Below are 19,301 nucleotides of genomic sequence, written 5' to 3' on the forward strand. Positions count from 1 at the left end.
ATTATTTTAAACGATTATACATTTCCACTCCCAAACGTACCGTATGATATGGACAACGCCACATACTCACTTTGGGAGCTTCCTTTTTAGGCTCTCCGTCGAAACAGTCGCTATACCATTCCCCATATTCCTTGTCTATCATATGGTCTTTGACAAAAGTCCAGACCGTATCAACCGATTGTAGATAAACGTCACTCCCGCTGATTTGCCAAGCATTGACACAAGCTATCATCGTTTCAATCTGGCCCCACCATGAGGCATGCTTGGTTTTTCTGTCACCTTTCTTCTCGTAAATCATATAGCCTTTATCACTCATTCCTTCAGCCAGACAAGCTTCCGTCACATCCAATGCAAGCTGATTTGTCTGTTCTATCAGGTCCTGATTTTCCAGCGTACGGGCAGCCTCACAAAGCAACCATCCAGTCTCAACATCATGTCCGTAAGAATCCATTTCGACCAGACTATTCCACTCATTATCAAAGAACAGATTGAAATGCCTCCTTGACGGGTCGTAAATGCGGTTCATGAACAAATCGACGCAAAACTCAAGCCTTTTCTTCAAACTGCTGTCCTTCCAACACTGATATAAAAGAGTATAAGCTTCCAACACATGCAGATGGGCATTCATGGTCTTGGGAGCGTTATTATCATATTGCTCCAATTTTTCCCAATTTTCGGTAAAGGATTCCACATAACCGTCATATTGCGGTTCGCGACCTTTTTCTTCCAAGACATGATACAAACTAATAGCAGTTTTCAGACTTTCGTCGTTACCCGTCGCCAGATAGTGCTCTGCTAATCCATAAATAGCATAAGTCATGGCATAAGTATACTTAGAGGCATTCACTACTTCACCATCGGGGTTGACCAACCAATACACCCCACCGTTCTTCTTATCAATAAATGTATCGATAAAATAGCGCTGAGACTTGTTGGCAAGTTTCAGATAAGATTCATCTCCAAATGTACGGTATGCAGCAGAAAAACTCCACAGAATCCGGGCATTCAGAACCCCTCCTCTCGGAGCATCCACTACCGGAGTACCATTCCGCAATACAGTTCCATAAAAACCGCCGTCGGGAGCCACTGCATAATCCATCCAAAACGGCAACACGCTGTCCCTGACATTCGTGACAATCTCTGTACGCATGCGTGTCTGCATATCTGTCTCCCCTGAATGCGACCGGCAGCCTGCCAGACAAGACGCAACCAGCAGTGCTATCCAATAAAACATCTTCCTTTCCATAATTATTCTCTAAAACCGTCAAACTTTTCCTTGTATAACTCCCCTTTTATCAGAGACTGGTGTTCGTCGTCTCAAGTACTGGTGTTTATCATGTCAGACACTGGCTTTCATCACGACAGACACTGACATCTATCATAACAACGACCGGTGCCTGACATTTCACTCACAAATATTTTATTATTAAGTGTTTATCTATAATTTATCAATATCCCGGGTTCTGGTCTTCCTGATTGATGAGCGGATTCGTCAAAATCTCATTCGTCGGAATCGGGAAGATTTCCTGATAAGCCTCGTGCTCAAAGAAACGGAATGAGTCACCGGTCTGCAGACAAGCCTCTTGTGAAGAGTTGGCTGCTGTCTTCGGATATTCGGCGGCAAACCATTCTTTACACATACCCATACGGCACAAATCATGGTAAAGCGAGAACTCGGCATTGAATTCATGGCGACGCTCTATAATCAGCGCCACCTTCCATACCGGAGAAGTATAGCCTTTGGCTGCCTTATAGCTTGTATAATAGGTCTCTGCATCCGGCACTTCCACCGTCTGGGTATTCAACATGTCGGCGGGTAGGTCAATCATTGTCGCTTCCATCTCCAGATTACCCCAAGCGCGGTTACGTATCTGACGTATCATGTTCCATCCGGTAGCGTTGTCATCTGTCTCGAAACAACATTCTGCATAGTCGAGCATGATGCCTGCATAACGCTTCAGAGTCAACGAAATCGGATTGAACACCTTGTTGTTCTCACCCGGCTTGCATCTCCAGTATTTCAAGGAATAAACAGTAGGCATATTTTCGGAACCTTGGAAAAGACCGTCAAAACCACTTGTCACCCCTACAGTCTGCCCGGTAATAGGATGCGTATCCCCTTTGGCAACAGCAGAGTACTGGCGGCGTTTGTCACCCGGTTCAAAGGAACGTACAAACTCCCAAGAAAGACAGAGAGAACCCCAGCCTCCCCATTCGGGTGCCGCACACATATATCCGTACCACATCATGGCATCTGAAGACGAATCGGCTCCCCAACCCATATATCCTTGTTCATGATACATCACCTCAAATACGGACTCTTTAGTCCAATGTGTATCCCAGGCATGAAGGTTACCGAAGCAGGGCTCCAATGAATAGGTTCCGCTGTCCACTATATCCTTCAGTTCCGTCTTGGCTTTCGTAAAGTCTTTCTTCAACATATACAGCTCGGCCAAATAAGCTTTGCAGAACCCCTTGGTTATACGTCCGTATTCACCTTTCATGGGTAACCAGTCCAGATGGTCGCGTCCAAAAGACAAATCTTCCTCGATAGCCGCATAAGTCTCATCCACGGATTCCGGGCGTGCCTTTCCTACCGAAGTAGTATAGGTTTCACCGGTAAGCAACATCGGTACCCTTCCGAAAAGTTTCGTCAGGTAAAGGTAGTTATAACCGCGGATGGCACGTGCTTGCGCTTCATAAACGGTCTTGGAATTGCTGTCCGCAAATATAGAGGCATCCGCTGTCTCCAGGCCAGCCAGGAAACGGTTTGCACGGTCCACTGCACGATAACTCATCCGCCATGCAGTCTCCAGGGAACCCTTATCGGGTTTCCAGGCATGACGCTGCCATTCCGCATCCCAACCGGAAGCCTGACAGTCCATCGTAGAATGGTTGGCAGCAAATACCTGAGGCTTGAATCCCCATGTCTCGTCATCACCGGAACCGTGCTGGTCCGTATAAAAGGTATCATAAAGTCCGTTCAGTCCGGAAAGAACATTCTCCTCCGTCTTAAACATGAAATCCGCCGGAAGAATATCGTAATGATCCACTTCCAAATAATCGTCACAAGACGTTACGGTGCTTAAGACCAGCACACCGATCAACAGTTTATATAAGTTTTTCATAATCATATTTTTTATCCGTTAGTATTAGAACTGTACACTCAGACCGAAAGTAACCGACATCGGGAACGGATAACGTCCTCCGTCAAATCCCGAATACAATACATTGGAGTCACCGACTTCCGGATTACCGAACTTATTGTACGAAGAAATGGTACATACATTGTCGACACTGGCAAATACGCGTGCATTTTCCATTTTCACCGGTTTCAGCACATTCTTCGGGAATGTATATCCTATCTGAATATTTGAAATCTTCAGATAATCCCCCTTCTGGATGTAAGCGTCGGACACACGCATATTCTTATTATAGTCTGTCTTGGTGATACGCGGATATTTGGCACCGGTATTCGAAGACGACCATGCATTATTGATATATTCCTTCAGTACATTCTGATAACCGCCGTCGGGTGCATAGACAGAGGTCAAGCGGGCCGAAGAATAAGAAAGGATATCCATACCGGCTACACCGTACAAGTTCATTGAGAAATCAAAGTTTTTCCAGGAAGCGGTAAGGTTCATTCCGTAAGTGAACTTGGGATATCCATTGCCTATAACAGTACGGTCGGCATCGGTAATCTGCCCGTCACCATTCAAATCAACAAACTTATAGTCGCCGGGCTGGGTAGTCTTGTCCTGATATACACCACTTTCAACTCCCTTTTCAACCGCCAGCCTATTCATTTCATCAATTTCGGCCTGGGTTCTGAAAATACCTTCTACCTTCCAGCCATAGTAGGAACCTACAGGATAGCCGTTCTGTGTAATGGAGTGGTTGTCCCAGTTGTCGCCATCTTGTGCTGAACCTGACTTGCTGAATATCGGATCGCCGACTTCAATAGCCTCGTTCTTCAGAGTAGACCCATTCAGTCTTATGCCGATATTCCAATCGCTGAAGCTCTTGTTCCATGCAGCAGTAAACTCGAAACCTGAGTTACGGATATGTCCCGCATTAGTATAGACATTGGCGAAACCGGTGGAAGGACGAATCTGACGATACAGAAGCAGGTCTTTTGCGTCACGGATAAAGTAATCGGCAGAGAAAGAAAGCTCATTGTTCATAAAGGCAAAGTCAATACCGATATTTGTCTGCTCATTGGTTTCCCATTTCAGGTTGGTATCAATTTCTTTCTGCTGGGCGATACCGGCACCGTTAATCACACTCGAACCATTAAAGAACCAGTACATTGCATTTGCCGAAGACAACTGTGCAATGGACAAGTTGGTACCATTGCCCGCATTACCGGTCTGTCCCCATCCGGCACGCAACTTCAAGTTACTGAACAGTTCCAAATCCTTAATGAACCTTTCCTCGGAAAGACGCCAAGCTACAGAAGCGGAAGGGAATGTACCGTAACGATTGCCGGCACCAAAGTTCGAAGAACCGTCGCGGCGTACCGTTGCAGTCACAATATAGCGGTCGTTCAAAGTATAAGTCAGACGGCCGAAGTAAGAAAGGAATCTTGTCTTCAGGTCCAGCCCGCCATCCGTTTGCTTGGAAGAAGGATCATTGGTCAATGAAATTTGGCGGATGTTATCTGCCGGGAAATCGTTGGCACTGGAATTCAGCCAGGCACCGTTCGTATCGCTGGTAGAGAAACCGGCCATTGCACTTACGCGGTGGTGCTCATTGGACCAGTCATAGTTCAAGAACGCTTCCAGACCAAGTGAGGTAGACTGGCTCTGATTCAGCGAGAACGAGTCCTTACGGTCTTGAGTTCCAAAAGTTCTGTCATTGTAAGCCGTATAGCCATTATAACCTCTGGTATAATAATTATAGCTGGCAATGGTCTTGAAAGTCAATCCTTTGTACAAATCGAGCTGCAGAAAAGCACTGGCGAGCAAACGGTCCCATTTATTGATGCTGTCGGCAGTCTTGGCAGCAGCAACCAGATTGTCAGCTCCCTTGTTCACGTCACCGTTACCTTCTTTCTTGTAATGTCCCCAAGTACCGTCGGGCAACACAATAGGCATGGAATAGAAAACACCGTCCTCTACATAATCCATGGTTGGAATGGCTTGTGCATAATTTCTCAGGTTGCCTCCTCCCATCTTTTCCGAATGCGCATAGTTCAAGTTCAAGCCTACATGCAGGAAGTCTTTCACTTTGTGGGTGATATTAGCGCGTGCCGTCAAGCGTTTAAAATTCGATTCAATCACGATACCTTGATTGTTCAAGTAACCCAGAGATAAGTTGGCCTGGGTATTTTCGCTGCCTCCCGAAGCAGAAAGATTATAGTTCTGCTGTAATGCCGTGCGTGACATTTCGTCCTGCCAGTCAATGCTGTTCAGCCTGCCTATGTAATCCTCGCCATACGCCAGATTGGTCATGGCAATACCGTCATTCTTGACGGCGGAACGTACAGCGCTTGCAAACAAGTCCGCGTCAGCCACATCAATCTTATTCGAATTGAACTGAAGGGCATAGTTGGCCGAGAAGTTCACCTTTGCCTTACCCTTACCGCCGTTCTTGGTAGTAATCATAATGACACCATTGGCACCGCGGGTACCATAGATTGCCGTAGCCGAAGCATCCTTCAGAATTTCGATGGACTCTACATCATTAGGATTCAAGAAATCGATGGAAGTTCCCACCTGCACACCGTCCACTACATAGAGTGGGTCGGCAGAGCCATTCACGGTTGCCACACCGCGGATACGGATGGAGAAACCTCCTTCCGGGTCACCGGAAGAACGGATGACAGATACACCTGCCGCAGCTCCCTGCAAACCTTGTCCCAAGTTCACCGGATTCCGCTTCATCATCTCCTCCGCATTCACGGAAGCCACAGAACCGGTGAGGTCGGATTTCTTCATCGTACCGTAGCCCACAACAACCACCTCATCCAAGGTTTCGGTATCCTCCTTTAAAGTAATTTTCAGAGCATTCATATTCCCGGTTACTTTGACCGTTCGCGCCAGATAACCGATGTAACTGGTCTTCAGCGTAGAACCTACGGGACACTGCAAGGAGAAGTTACCCTCCAGATTGGTAATCATACCGTTTGTCGTACCTTCCACAATGACATTGGCACCGATGATGGGCTCGCCTTTCTCATCCACCACTTGGCCCTTCACAGTAACTACACTCTGCTGTACGACAGTGACACTTGCAAACGGCTGTACGCTTGTTGCAAAGAGAGGTCCGGCACATGCCAGCGATACTGACATAATGCCCAAATACTTCATCACATTTCTCATAAATACTAAATACTTAGGTTTAACAAATACCCCAATCATAAGTACAAAAGCTGTGCGACACAATTTTGTGCCACCTTAGAGGCACTGCCGTGCCATTGGGAAGGCACATCTGTGCCACCATAGTGGCACAGATTTCGGTAACTATATCCCGTTCTCTTCCATACCGGCTGGGGCGAATTCAATATAGATTTCCAAAGATTAAGTTCAGAAACTCAGGGAAGTTCCTTCAACCTTGTTCAACAATTGCGGTTTGGCCTTTCCGCAATCCACTTTCACAACCTGAATACGGTTGTCGGCAGGTAGACAAACCAATCCTTCCGCCTGCTTCTTGTCAGCACTGTATACCTTCAGATTCATTTTGCTCCAATCCATCTCAGCAGTGGACTGCACCAACTTCAGATGAGGAAGTACCGAACCGTCACGTACCAGCATGATTATCGGCAGACTGCCTGCTTCAATCTTATGCCATCCGCCTTCATACACTTTCTCTGTCTGGTAGTCTATCCACTTTCCTTCGGGAAGGTAAACAGTGCGACCAGTCATACCGGATTCGAGCAAAGGGGCAACCAGAATCTGCGAACCGAAGAGATACTCATCGTCCACCTTCCATGCTCCCGGATCATCGGGGAATTCTACAAACAAGGCTCTTAGCATCGGCAACCCCTTTTCTGTACATTCTTTAGCCTGAGCGTACACATAAGGCATCAGCCGATATTTCATCTCTGCACTTTTGCGGAAAACATCCTGCACACGCTTGCTGTCGTACAACCACGGCTCTGTCGGAGGTGCCCCATGTGCGCGGGTATGGGAGGTAAGGAAACCGAACGGTATCCAGCGGCAATACAAGTCCTCCGGAGTGGATTTTACAAAACCGCCCATATCATGGCTCCAGAAGGAGAAACCGGACAAGCCGAAGGACAAGCCTGCACGAAGCGTACCCAGTAGTCCCGTGTTCGTAGTTGCAGCATCACCGCCCCAATGCAATGGATAGCGCTGGGAACCGGCCCACGCAGCACGAGCCCACATGATGTTCTCGTTATGGAGTTTTTTGGTTATCTCGGATACTGCCATGTCATAGCGCACCGGGTAGAGATTATGCTCATACCATCCGCTCTTGCCAGAGGCATAAATACCGTTCAGTGGAGCAGCCTCGCCAAAGTCAACCTTGATGGCACCGACACCGATATTCAGCAATCCCGCCAGTTTGTCCTGATACCACTTTACTGTTTCCGGATTGGAAAAATCGAGCACAACATCTTCGTAGGGAAGTTCACCATTTCCATTCTTCACATACATGTCTTTCTCTATCAGTTCAGAGAAATAACGGTTTTTAGGAGTGAAATAAGGCAACTGCCACAAACATACATGGAAACCTTGTGACCTCAAATCCTTCAACATCTGCTGTGGATTCTGGAAACGGTTCTCGGAGAATTCATAGTCACACTGCCAGTCCACATCAAACCAGCCGGTATCGAAATGGATAACATCGCACGGATACTTGTTCTTACGGATATTGGCCGCTACATCATAACCTTCCTTTTCACTGAAATAGGTAATACGGCTCATCCACGTACCGAAAGACCACAAGGGGGGCATACCCGGCTTTCCTACCAAATCGGTGTACTCGTCCAGAATATCTTTTGGCTCGCCAAAAAAGACGAACAAATCCAGGTTCTCGTCACCCATGAACATTTTGGTCAGCCCAATATAAGTAGCACCAAAATCACAAGTCACGGGAGCGGATGTATGCATAAACATACCATACCCCCGGTTACTCATAAAGAAAGGAATCGGTTTGTACATCTGGTCCGTCTCAGGTCCTTGTGGATCTGTAACAAACAGATTTACTTTCTGCCCCACTTTGTTCAACCCTGTAGCAGACTCGCCACAGCCAAAAATCATCTCATCCGCAGTTAAAGTAAATACCGGATTGATGCGGCGGGCATTGTCGCTTCCCCGCTTCACAAAACAGAACGGCGTGTATTTTACCTGCGTAGAGTCCGCATCACTCAAAGCGGCAGTCTGACTCAAGATACGTCCGGCTTTATCCTTCAAGACAATTCTCCAGGGATTCTTGTTAATCTGAATGGTTCCATAGTCGCTGGAATAGACAATCTTGTCATTCGTCTCGGTAACTTTCCAGCTTCCATCCCTGCCCGGTTCCTTTGCCAACATGATGGAAGCGGCAGGTTTAGGTTCCACCGGGGTCGTTAGCATACGGATACGTACTGTACGCGGAGTTACAAAGTCAATCTTGAATTTGAGGTCAGGGTCATTTTCATAGGCAGTGAAAGGGAAATCGAGCATTCTCATTTTACGGGGCTGTGCACCGTTGGTATTGAAGGCTTGGCGGGGCATCAGATGCCCGCGTTTCCAGTTCACCAGCCCTTCACCCGACTTGGCATCGAATGACTCCAGGTGGTCTGCAAAAAACAAGGTATTACTCAAGTCACGGAAATCGGCACTCATGTCCAGAGGTTGGTTCATCAGATACGAGGTACCGTCATTGACATGTGGCTGTGCCAACAGATTGCCGCCGGCAAACAACAGCATCGCCACTGCTAAAAGTTCTTTCTTCATACTATTAGGATTTAAATAATCTTGCCTGCAAATGTATTTTTCTTAAAGGAAACACAGATGCCTTAAAAATGTATTTTAATATCCGGTTTTGTTTCATAGAACCCATACAGGGCCATTGGAAACAAAATGCATACTATTTTTCACCAAACGGAGGATATCATCCCACGCGAATACGCAAATCTTCCCTTGCTCGTTCGGAGGATTATATCTAAGTTTGCAGTTACAATATTGTCAATCCTTCCAATAAAGAAAATACATGAAACAACTGCTTCTATTCCTTATATGCAACCTGGCCTTCCTCCTTACTGCTCAAGGTAACTCAGCGGAAATCCCGCCGGCTGTCATGTTCAAGCAGCTCTCTACAACAGAAGGACTCTCCAACAACAGTATCCGAAGCATCTACAGAGACAAAAGGGGATTCCTCTGGGTGGGGACAGAATCAGGACTCAACAAATACGACGGCTACTCCTTCCAGCAGTATTACCAGAACAACTCCGACCTGCCGGACGATGCCATCAGCGAAATTTTCGAAGGACCGGACGACAATGTATGGATAAGGACTTCCAGCGGCTACAGTATCTATAATTATAAGACCGGTAAATTCGACAATGACTATAAACCCATACTCGATGGGCTGCAAATCCCCAGTAAAAACATTCTGAGGATGGGAAAAACCTCCAAGAATGAATTTTGGGCCTACGACTATTCCAAACTTTACATACGAAGCATTGACAACAGCTCCATCAAAGCCTATCCACTGACAGTTGAAAAGATTTCATGCCTCTATATAGGTGTCCAGTTCATTTATATAATGTACTCCAACGGTACCCTATACAGTATCAGCAAGCAGACTTCCGAAGTCAAGGAAATAGCCATTCCCGCCATCTATAGACCTTTGCTGGAGAATCATGAGCCACACATTTACATAGACCAAAACGAAAGCCTATGGGTATACACCTTCCAAAACAGCCTGCTTTTGCACAAGAACAGTTTTACACAGCAATGGGAGAACATCAGCCTGAACGATAATACCCGCATACAGTACAATCGCGTGCAACGCATCCTCGACCTGGGAGACGGCAACGTATGGATACTTACCAGCCATATGGGGCTGTTCGTTTACAACATCCTGGCCAAATCGCTTACCAACTTAGTGCACAACCCATTGAAACCGCACACCATTGCCAGCAACAATCTGAATACCATTTACCGGGACAAAGACGGAACCATATACATAGGGAATTTCAAACACGGTATTTCCTATTATAGCCCCACGTCCCAAATCATACTATGCAACAAATCCCTGGAATATGATGACATCCTGACCTTCTGCGAAGACACAAGCCAGGAATCCATTTACTACGGAACAGACGGTACAGGACTAATCCGACGCTCACTGGTGACTGATTCATACGAAAAAATTGCAACTCCCGCCAATATTGTAGTTGACTTATCCATCGACTCCAAAAACCGCTTATGGATAGGCACCTTCCAGAAAGGACTGCTATGCTACTCGAAAGGGCAAATCAAACAATACACAGTAAATAACAGCCAGCTTCTCGAGAACAATGTGTATACAGTAGAGGTGGACAAACACGGATACATCTGGATAGGCACCATGAAGGGATACATACAGAGGTTAAATCCGGAAACCGGGCAGTTTGACACCATCTTGTACCGTCCGGGAGAATTCTTTGTCCGTGATATGTACTATGACAAAGACAGCACCCTTTACGTAGCAACCAGAGGAGGACTCATTATTATCGATACGGAAACCCAAGCCTATAATATCTACACCGAAGCCGGCCGCTTCAAGGAGAACAATATGCTCACTGTCTATAAGGACAGCCGGAACCTTCTTTGGATAGGACATCCACACGGACTGAGCATATGGAACCAGAAGAACGACTCCATCTACTTCCTTGACCAGAAAAACGGACTTGCCGCCAATCTCGTCAGAGCCATCACAGAAGACAACAACAACCAAATGTGGATTGGCACCGGCAACGGCATCTCACGAATCAAAATAACAAACGATACATACGCCATCGTGAACTACTCCGCAAGCGACGGACTGATATGCAACGATACCAATGTCCACGCCATCCTCAAACTGCAGAACGGCAATATACTGATAGGTACCCCCAAAGGTTACCAGACTATCATTCCACAAGACATCCTGACCACAAGTTATGATGCCAACATTTACCTTACCGGTATTGAGCTCAAATCCGGAATGCCCCATCCGGACATCCTGAACGGCAGCTCACTTGAATGTGCACAACACCTTTCCTTCACTGAAAAGGAAAATTCATTCACTCTGTCCTTCTCTGCCCTCGACCTGGTGGAAACGGATAAGATAAAATATGCCTATAAGATTCATTCCAACTGGATTTATGCCGAAAACAACAAAGTAAACCTATCCATGCTGACTGCCGGAAACTATACTTTATCCGTCAAGGCATGCAACTCACAAGGCATATGGAGCCCCAACATCAAGGAACTGAAAATAAAGATACTCCCTCCTTGGTGGCGCACCTGGTGGGTCTATACCATATATACCGGTATCATTTTGTGTATCCTTCTGTCCATTATCCGCAATCTGCGCTTACGCCAAAAGCAGAAACAAATCATGCAAGCCATCGAGGTGGAAAATGAAAGGCAGCAGAAAATCAACAATATGAAACTACAGTTCTTTGCCAACATAAGCCACGAACTGCGGACTCCCTTGTCACTTATCATCAATCCGCTTGAAGAGTTTTTCGTAGACCATCCCGAATATCGTAAAGGTATTCTGGATATGGTCAAACAAAATGCCGACTATCTGCTGGAACTGATTAACCAACTGCTGGATTTCAGAAAGCTGGATGCCAAGGCTGAAACCCTAAAATGCAAACATGACAACATCCTTATCATTCTGAGTGAAATATTCCACTCTTTCGATCCGATAGCACAGAAGCGGAACATCAGCTACAGCCTTACCACTCCACAACATTCTGTCTTCATGGATTTCGACTATGACAAGATACGCAAGATATGCACGAACATACTGTCAAATGCATTCAAGTTCACTCCCAATAAAGGAAGCATCTCACTGGATATTGCCGTAAAAGGCACAAATCTGGAGCTGACCTTTACCGACACCGGTTGCGGTATAGAAGATGAATCCAAGGAGAAAATATTCCAAAGATTCTATCAGTCGGGCAAAAACCAGTCGAGCAACGGAGGCAGCGGCATTGGACTGCACATCGTTTCCGAATACGTAAAGATGCATCAGGGTATTGTCTGTGTCAGGGATAACCAGCCTTGTGGTTCTGTATTCCTGATTACCCTCCCCCTGCACCAGAACAGTAATGAAAGCAGAAATGGAGAACCGATTGAAAAACCGGAAATAAAGGAAGAACCCCATCCATTCACCATATTACTCGTAGATGACAACTACGACTTCTTGAAGTTTCTCTCTGAAAGTCTCGCCAGACAGTATCATGTATTAAAAGCCACAAACGGAAAACACGCACTGAATGTACTGGAAAAGGAAGATATTGATTTAGTGGTCAGTGACATCATGATGCCCGAGATGGATGGTCTGGAACTATGCTCAACCATCAAGAACGATATACGCTATTCACATATCCCCATCATCCTGCTGACAGCCAAAGCAAGCGAGGAGCATCAATTGGAGGGACTTGGCGTCGGTGCGGACGACTACATCACCAAGCCTTTCAATATGGAAGTCCTCAAGCTGCGCATCAACAAGATTATCGAGATGAACGTAAAACGGCAGGAAATATTCAATCAGGACATTAAAATCGAACCAAGCCGTATCACCATCACCCCTCTTGACCGGCAGTTGGTAGAAAAAGCCATCCGGATTGTAGAGGACAACATCAGCGAAACTGAGTTCTCTGTCGAGGAGCTGGCCAGCAGCCTGAATATATCACGCAGCTATTTCTACAAGAAAATGATTAAGATTACGGGCAAGAAACCCATCGAGTTCATCAGAACCATCCGCATGAAACGGGCACAGCAGCTCCTGACAGAAAGCCAGATGCAAATCGCGGAGATTGCCTACACACTAGGCTATAATTCTCCCAAAGTATTCTCCAAGCATTTTAAAGATGAGTTCCACATCAGCCCGTCCGAGTTCATAAAGCAGCAGGCTGAATAGTCACGTTATTTTGCCCCAATACATCCAACGCTACTAAAGCAGCACTCCGGTTGACAACAATCTCATTGGAAACATAAGAGCATTCCGCATCCGTAATAAGACTCATCCGACAAGAAGGGCACAATTGATTCCAATAGAGACTACCTTTGGACATCCGGCCCTTGCTTTATCAAGACCAATATCTGTCAGTTCCCCCCACACAATATTTGTCTTCGAAATATAGGCAAAAGACACATTCCATAACGTAATTGGCTACAAACAAGAACCATCTGTTTCCCAATTAGTCCGTATATTAGTGGAAAATTCTATAACTCAAAAATAGATACTATGAGAAAGAAACATTTCCTGTTTGCATCAGTCCTGGCACTGCTTTGCGGCAGCAGTACGCTGCATGCGCAAGACTTCAAGCTGACATCCTCCGGTTATTTCAAGAACCAGGGAGTCGACGTCATGGCTTTTGATGACATCTATCCCGAAGGACACCAGGGAGGAGTATGTATCATCATGAACGGACACCGCGTGGCAACGAATGGAGACATCCGACTGGAAGCCACCCCCGGACAATGGCAGCCTGTGCCGAAACAACTCGACCGGAAGCTCGGCGACAACAGCATCACCGCCACGCTCTGCTATCCCGACTCTTCACGCCACCTCACCGGATTCAATCCGATGATTTACCCGGACCTCCACCTTATATATACGGTAAAAGTGGAAAGCAAGGGTAAGCACATCGAAGTGACCGTAGACCTGGACCGCCCCATTCCCCAGGAATTCATCGGGAAAGTGGGCTTCAACCTCGAATTCTTCCCAGGTTCCCTCTTCGGCAAGCCTTGGATTATGGACGGTCAGAGCGGAATCTTCCCGCAACAGCCCAACTCCCCCCTGATGACAACCCAACCCAACCATCTGCATACAGGAAACTACCATGACGGCAAGCAATCGCTGGCAGACATGGACAAACTGATAGGAAAAGGTTACAGCCCGATTGTGGCAGACGACATCATCAGCGAACCTTACGCCAAAGGAACCAAGTTCACCTCCCGACCGGATGACCCCTACAACAAAGTCACCATCGAATCATTGGGCGGTGACCTGCAACTGTTTGACGGCCGGATGAACCACAACAACGGCTGGTTCGTACTACGCAGCAACATAAAGCCGGATGTCACCAAAGGCGCCGTCAAATGGATTATCACTCCGAACGTAGTGGCCGACTGGATGTATCAGCCGGTTATCCAGACTTCACAGATAGGTTATCATCCCGCCCAGGACAAGGAAGCTGTCATCGAAATGGATATACGTGACAATAGAAAGGAAACGGCACAAATCATCCGTATCGATGCCAACGGCGAAAAGGTTGTCAAGAACGTCACTCCTGCCAACTGGGGAAAGTTCCTGAGGTACAACTATCTGAAGGTGGACTTCACGGATGTGAAGGAACCGGGACTCTACAAGATTAAATACGATACCTCCGTATCCCCCATCTTCCGCATCGACAATGACGTATATGCCCGCGGCGTATGGCAACCCGTACTGGAATATTTCCTTCCCGTACAGATGTGCCATATGCGCGTCAACGAGAAGTACCGCGTATGGCACGACTGCTGCCACATGGACGATGCCCGGATGGCACCGGCACACAACCATATCGACGGCTACGACCAGAAAGAGGGCCTGTCCAAGTTCAAGTCCGGTGAAGTGGTTCCCGGAGTGAACATAGGCGGCTGGCACGATGCCGGAGACTTTGACCTCCGCATCGAATCCCAAGCCGGAGAATCCTATATCCTGGCACTGGCCTACGAAGCTTTCCACCCGAATCTCGATGTGACCTCCATCGACCAGATAAACCGTGTGACGGAAATCCACCAGCCCGACGGCAAGAATGATCTGCTGCAACAAGTAGAGAACGGCGCCCTTACGGTAGTCAACGGCTATCTGGCACTGGGACGTCTCTACCGGGGAATCATCTGCAACGACCTGCGCCAGTACGTACTTCTGGGTGATGCCGCCGCCATGACGGACGGAAAAATCGGCAATGAAGACGACCGTTGGATATTTACAGAGGACAACCCCGGACGGGAACTGTCGACAGCTGCCCAACTTGCTGCCGTATCACGTGTATTGAAAGGCTTCAATGATACATTGAGCGTGCATTGCCTCGACATTGCCCGCAAAGTATATGCGTCTACCGGAAGCGGCAACAACAGAGCCTTGTTCCCCAAAGTGCAGGCAGCCGTAGAACTGTACCTCACCACGGGCGAACAACCCTATATGGACTTCATCCTGGACAACCAGGAGCTCATCATCAAGCAGATAGGCCGCATCGGCTGGTACACGGCACGTGTGGAAAAACAGTTCGCACAGATGAAGAACAAGAAAGCCAAAGCTTTCTCCACCGCTTTCCGCAAAGCTCTGACCGGATACAAACAAGAACTGGACAAGCAAGTGCAGGAGACTCCCTATGGCGTTCCCTACCGTCCGAACATCTGGGGTGCAGGCTGGGATATACAGCGTTTCGGCTTCCAGCACTACTTCCTGACAACCGCCTATCCGGAAATATTCCCGAAAGCACCGGTATTCAATGCCCTCAACTTCATTCTCGGATGCCACCCAGGCTCCAACCAAGCTTCCTTCGCCTCGGGTGTCGGCGCACAATCGGCCACTGTGGGCTACGGACTGAACCGCGCAGACTGGTCGTACATTCCCGGTGGGGTCATTTCCGGCACGGCGCTTATCCGTCCCGACTTCCCGGAACTCCTCACGTTCCCGTTCCTCTGGCAACAAACTGAGTATGTGTTGGGAGGAGGTTCGTCCCACTATATGTTCCTGGTACTTGCAGCAGAACAGTTGCTGAAACAATAAGAAAGACAGAGGGGGAACAAAACCCTCTGGATATTTTCTTTTAGGCGCGGATTACACGGATTTCACGGATTTAGTTTACTGCATCCATGGATTCCGCGTAACCCGCGCCTAATATTATAGTATAATGAAAGTGTTTATCTACTTTCCGTTCTTTCACCAATTATCCGTCCGGAATGGAATAGTGGGCAGTTCGTTCCCGCCAATCATTGTACCGACCTGGAAATCACGGAAACAATAGCGCACGGCAACAGGACAGGACACCTTCTCCGAAAAAATCACGACCTCATTCGTCTGCCAGTGCAGCCATACTTTGTCGGCAGGATGGAACACACGGTCCTCACCCGCCACTTCGAAACCGCGAAGGTCATAGTTGCGGCAGATACCCATTTCCAGGTGGTCGAAAGAGACCCAGGCTTCATTGCCTTTAGCGGTCCATGACTTATATTGTGGGCCGAAACAGAGTATCTGCTTCAATCCATAGGTGAGGTTCAATGCCAGATAACTCAAACGTTGGCCCACCTTCGTCTTGTTGCGGGGATGGATATTGTATATCTCATAAGGCTCTACAAGGTCGTTTGTAGAAATCATGGCACTGTTCGGAATCAGGCTTTGGGCACGGAATTGCGCTTCACGTAGGTAAGCAGCTTTCTCTTGCTGGGTACCTCCATAGGCGTACGGCGCTATTTCGGCAAAGTAGAAAGGCAATTCGCCCAGTCCCCATTCTTTGCGCCACAGCTGCACCATATCGGCCAAGCGTTCGGCATATGTTTCATGGCGACCTACGTTCGACTCTCCCTGATACCAGATGAACCCTTTGATGGTATAGTTCTGAAGCGGCTTCAGCATGGCATTGTACATCAGCATGGGGCGGTGCATGGGATGCAGGTGTTCGATGGAATCGGGGTTGAGAGATATGTCTGGATAGTTTTCCAGCAGTTCACGGCTTATCCAACCTTCTACAGTGGCTCCACCGTAAGCGCTACAGATGATGCCGACCGGAATCCGAAGGGCACGGCTCAACGAAGTGGCAAAATAGTAGGCCGTCGCACTGAAATCAGGTGCGGTTTCTATGGAAGATATGTTCCAGCTACCTTTGCAGTCGGTTTGTGGTTCATAAGTCTGGTGCTTGGGAACGGTGAACATATGCACCCCCTTGTTCTCGGCAGAAGCTATGATGTCATCCGCTCCGTTCATGATGCAACAGCCGGCAAAACCTTTCAGGGGCATTTCCATATTGCTCTGGCCGGAAGCAAGCCATACTTCACCGATTAGGATATTCTTCAACGTAGTTTTTTCTCCGTCATCAAAGGTTATCTCATAAGGCGTGTATCCTGCTGCCGGAGTTTTCACGGCAAGCAGCCAATGGCCATCCTTATCGGCACGGCAAGTGGAGGTTTGTCCGTTCCACGAGGGGGTTACACGTACTTCCGCCTTCGGCGTTGCCGTTCCCCACAGTTTCACTTCAGTCTGCTGCTGCAGTATCATGTTGTCGCCTACCAGTGCAGGCAGTTTTACTTTAGCACCCAGCGAGGCGGCACAGCATAATAGAATCAATGCAAGAGTCTTACTTTTCATGGTATATTTGTGTTTAATACTATACTCGGAATCAATAACGTGAGCAAAAATAAGGCCTTTTTGCTCACGTTCTCCGTTTCATGTGCAAAAAGTGGGTGTTTTTGCACATGTGCTCAAACAAAATTATACATAGATGTATTATACATTGATGTATAATTTGTATATTTGTCATTAAATCAAGAACAGAAAGCTTATGAAATCACCTTTTCAATACGGCACACTGGTTGATAAAGAAAGTTTCGTCAATCGGGTAGAAGAACGAAAGCAACTGAAAGAATTGCTTGGATCGGGCATCAACGTAATGCTTATTTCACCGCGCCGATGGGGAAAATCGTCGCTTGTAAAAGTAGCTATGGACGAACTGACACAAGAAGACAAGCATATCCGTGTCTGCTTCATTGATGCATTCAGCATCAAGACGGAAGCTGAATTCTACCGCATCTTTGCGCGAGAAGTCATTTCTTGCGCCGCCTCCACCCTTGAAAAGAGGCTTGAAGATGTGAAACAGTTTCTTAAAGCCGTTTCTCCCAGTATCACATTGAAGAGCGACCCAACCGATACCCTCTCCTTTGACTTGAAATTGGAACTGGAAGAAAAAAGTGTCATGGAGATACTGGAACTACCCGAAAAGATAGCAGCTGCCAAAGGCATACACCTGATTGTCTGCATCGACGAGTTCCAACAACTGGCACTACTACCCGGCTACAAAAGTATGGAGGGAAAAATGCGCTCTGCCTGGCAGAAGCAGCAACAAGTTTCCTATTGCTTTTACGGAAGCAAGCGGCATATGATGATGGACATCTTCAACAATTCTTCTAGCCCCTTCTACCGCTTCGGACAAGTACTGTTCCTGCAAAAGATAAAGAAAGAGGAATGGGTGCCCTTCATCGTCAATGCCTTCCACCGGACGAACAAAGAAATCAGCGAACAGCAAGCAGAACAACTGTGCGACATCGTGAAATGCCATTCGTGGTATTTGCAACAGTTGTGCTATTTCATCTGGAGCGGTACGTCTGAAAAAGTGACAGATGAGATTATCAAAATCCGTACCCGCCAACTGATAGACACCAACATGCCTATGTTCATGAACGACACCGAGAACCTGACTGCTGCCCAAACTGCCATGCTTCGTGCTGTAGCCGATGGTGAATACCGCTTCAACTCCATCCCCGTAGTGCGGAAATATGAATTGGGCAGTGCACAGACCATCACACGCAACAAGCGTATGCTGACAGAACGTGATTTCATTGAGAAAGAAGGAAACAAGTATGCTTTCTCCGACCCTATATTCGAGCTTTGGTTCAGAAGGGAGTATTGCTAAATGCGAGAAAGGGCGTGAGCAGGAAGTGATGCTTCCTGCTCACGCCAACAACTAAAGTTTCATAGACATTAAAATACTTCTTCCTTGCAACTCATATATAGCAAACTCTATTAAGACCATCTTAGTACTTATTCCACTCCTACACAAATTACCTACCCTATGACTATCAGACAACCTTTGCCCTTGGGAATCTATATATTCAGTATGTACATATACATCTGCATCTTTCAAATCTGATAAAGAATATTCCAGTTCAATAGATGCATGCATTTTCTCCGTTATCGCAAGCGGATTAAAAGGCTTACAACTATGTGCATGATTCACTTTCGTAAACTCATTTAGTAACTAGGGTGTTCAGTTTGATGTTCCGAACAACGTCATTCAAAACACCTAAAAATTTAATAAAAATACGTGCTTAAAATATTGAATTTTAGCGCAAAGGAGTACATTGAAAATTTGTATAATTCAT

Annotated in this window: 8 protein-coding genes; 3 read left to right on the forward strand and 5 right to left on the reverse strand. The window is 47.0% G+C overall.

Features of this window, described 5'->3' with window-relative positions:
• Nucleotide 1 precedes the first annotated feature (1 nt).
• The 4 genes from HU824_RS03640 to HU824_RS03655 form a co-directional block, all read right to left on the reverse strand.
• Nucleotides 2-1,246: an AGE family epimerase/isomerase gene (locus HU824_RS03640; RefSeq protein ID WP_136009172.1), complete on the reverse strand. Its 1,245-nt coding sequence runs from the start codon at nt 1,244-1,246 to the stop codon at nt 2-4.
• 202 nt (nt 1,247-1,448) lie between these two features.
• On the reverse strand, nt 1,449-3,128 hold the full coding sequence (locus HU824_RS03645) for a RagB/SusD family nutrient uptake outer membrane protein (protein ID WP_176468114.1): 1,680 nt from the start codon (nt 3,126-3,128) through the stop codon (nt 1,449-1,451).
• A 24-nt stretch (nt 3,129-3,152) separates the two neighbouring features.
• The gene (locus HU824_RS03650; RefSeq protein WP_255260458.1) at nt 3,153-6,326 is read right to left on the reverse strand and encodes a TonB-dependent receptor; all 3,174 of its coding nucleotides are present in this window, start codon (nt 6,324-6,326) and stop codon (nt 3,153-3,155) included.
• A gap of 204 nt (nt 6,327-6,530) precedes the next feature.
• Nucleotides 6,531-8,906, reverse strand: a complete 2,376-nt coding sequence (locus HU824_RS03655; RefSeq protein ID WP_176468116.1) for a TIM-barrel domain-containing protein — start codon at nt 8,904-8,906, stop codon at nt 6,531-6,533.
• A gap of 256 nt (nt 8,907-9,162) precedes the next feature.
• On the opposite strand from HU824_RS03655, the gene HU824_RS03660 reads away from it, so the two are divergent.
• On the forward strand, nt 9,163-13,074 hold the full coding sequence (locus HU824_RS03660; RefSeq protein ID WP_176468117.1) for a two-component regulator propeller domain-containing protein: 3,912 nt from the start codon (nt 9,163-9,165) through the stop codon (nt 13,072-13,074).
• 327 nt (nt 13,075-13,401) lie between these two features.
• On the forward strand, nt 13,402-15,936 hold the full coding sequence (locus HU824_RS03665) for a glycoside hydrolase family 9 protein (protein WP_176468118.1): 2,535 nt from the start codon (nt 13,402-13,404) through the stop codon (nt 15,934-15,936).
• A gap of 153 nt (nt 15,937-16,089) precedes the next feature.
• On the opposite strand, the gene HU824_RS03670 is transcribed toward HU824_RS03665, so the two are convergent.
• On the reverse strand, nt 16,090-17,511 hold the full coding sequence (locus tag HU824_RS03670; RefSeq protein ID WP_176468119.1) for a sialate O-acetylesterase: 1,422 nt from the start codon (nt 17,509-17,511) through the stop codon (nt 16,090-16,092).
• 193 nt (nt 17,512-17,704) lie between these two features.
• Here HU824_RS03670 and HU824_RS03675 point away from each other — a divergent pair, with 193 nt between their 5' ends.
• Entirely contained in the window at nt 17,705-18,832 is a 1,128-nt protein-coding gene (locus HU824_RS03675; protein WP_176468120.1) for an ATP-binding protein, read from the forward strand.
• Nucleotides 18,833-19,301: the final 469 nt, after the last annotated feature.

This window comes from Bacteroides sp. L10-4, from assembly GCF_013373675.1.
Classification (GTDB): domain Bacteria; phylum Bacteroidota; class Bacteroidia; order Bacteroidales; family Bacteroidaceae; genus Bacteroides; species Bacteroides muris.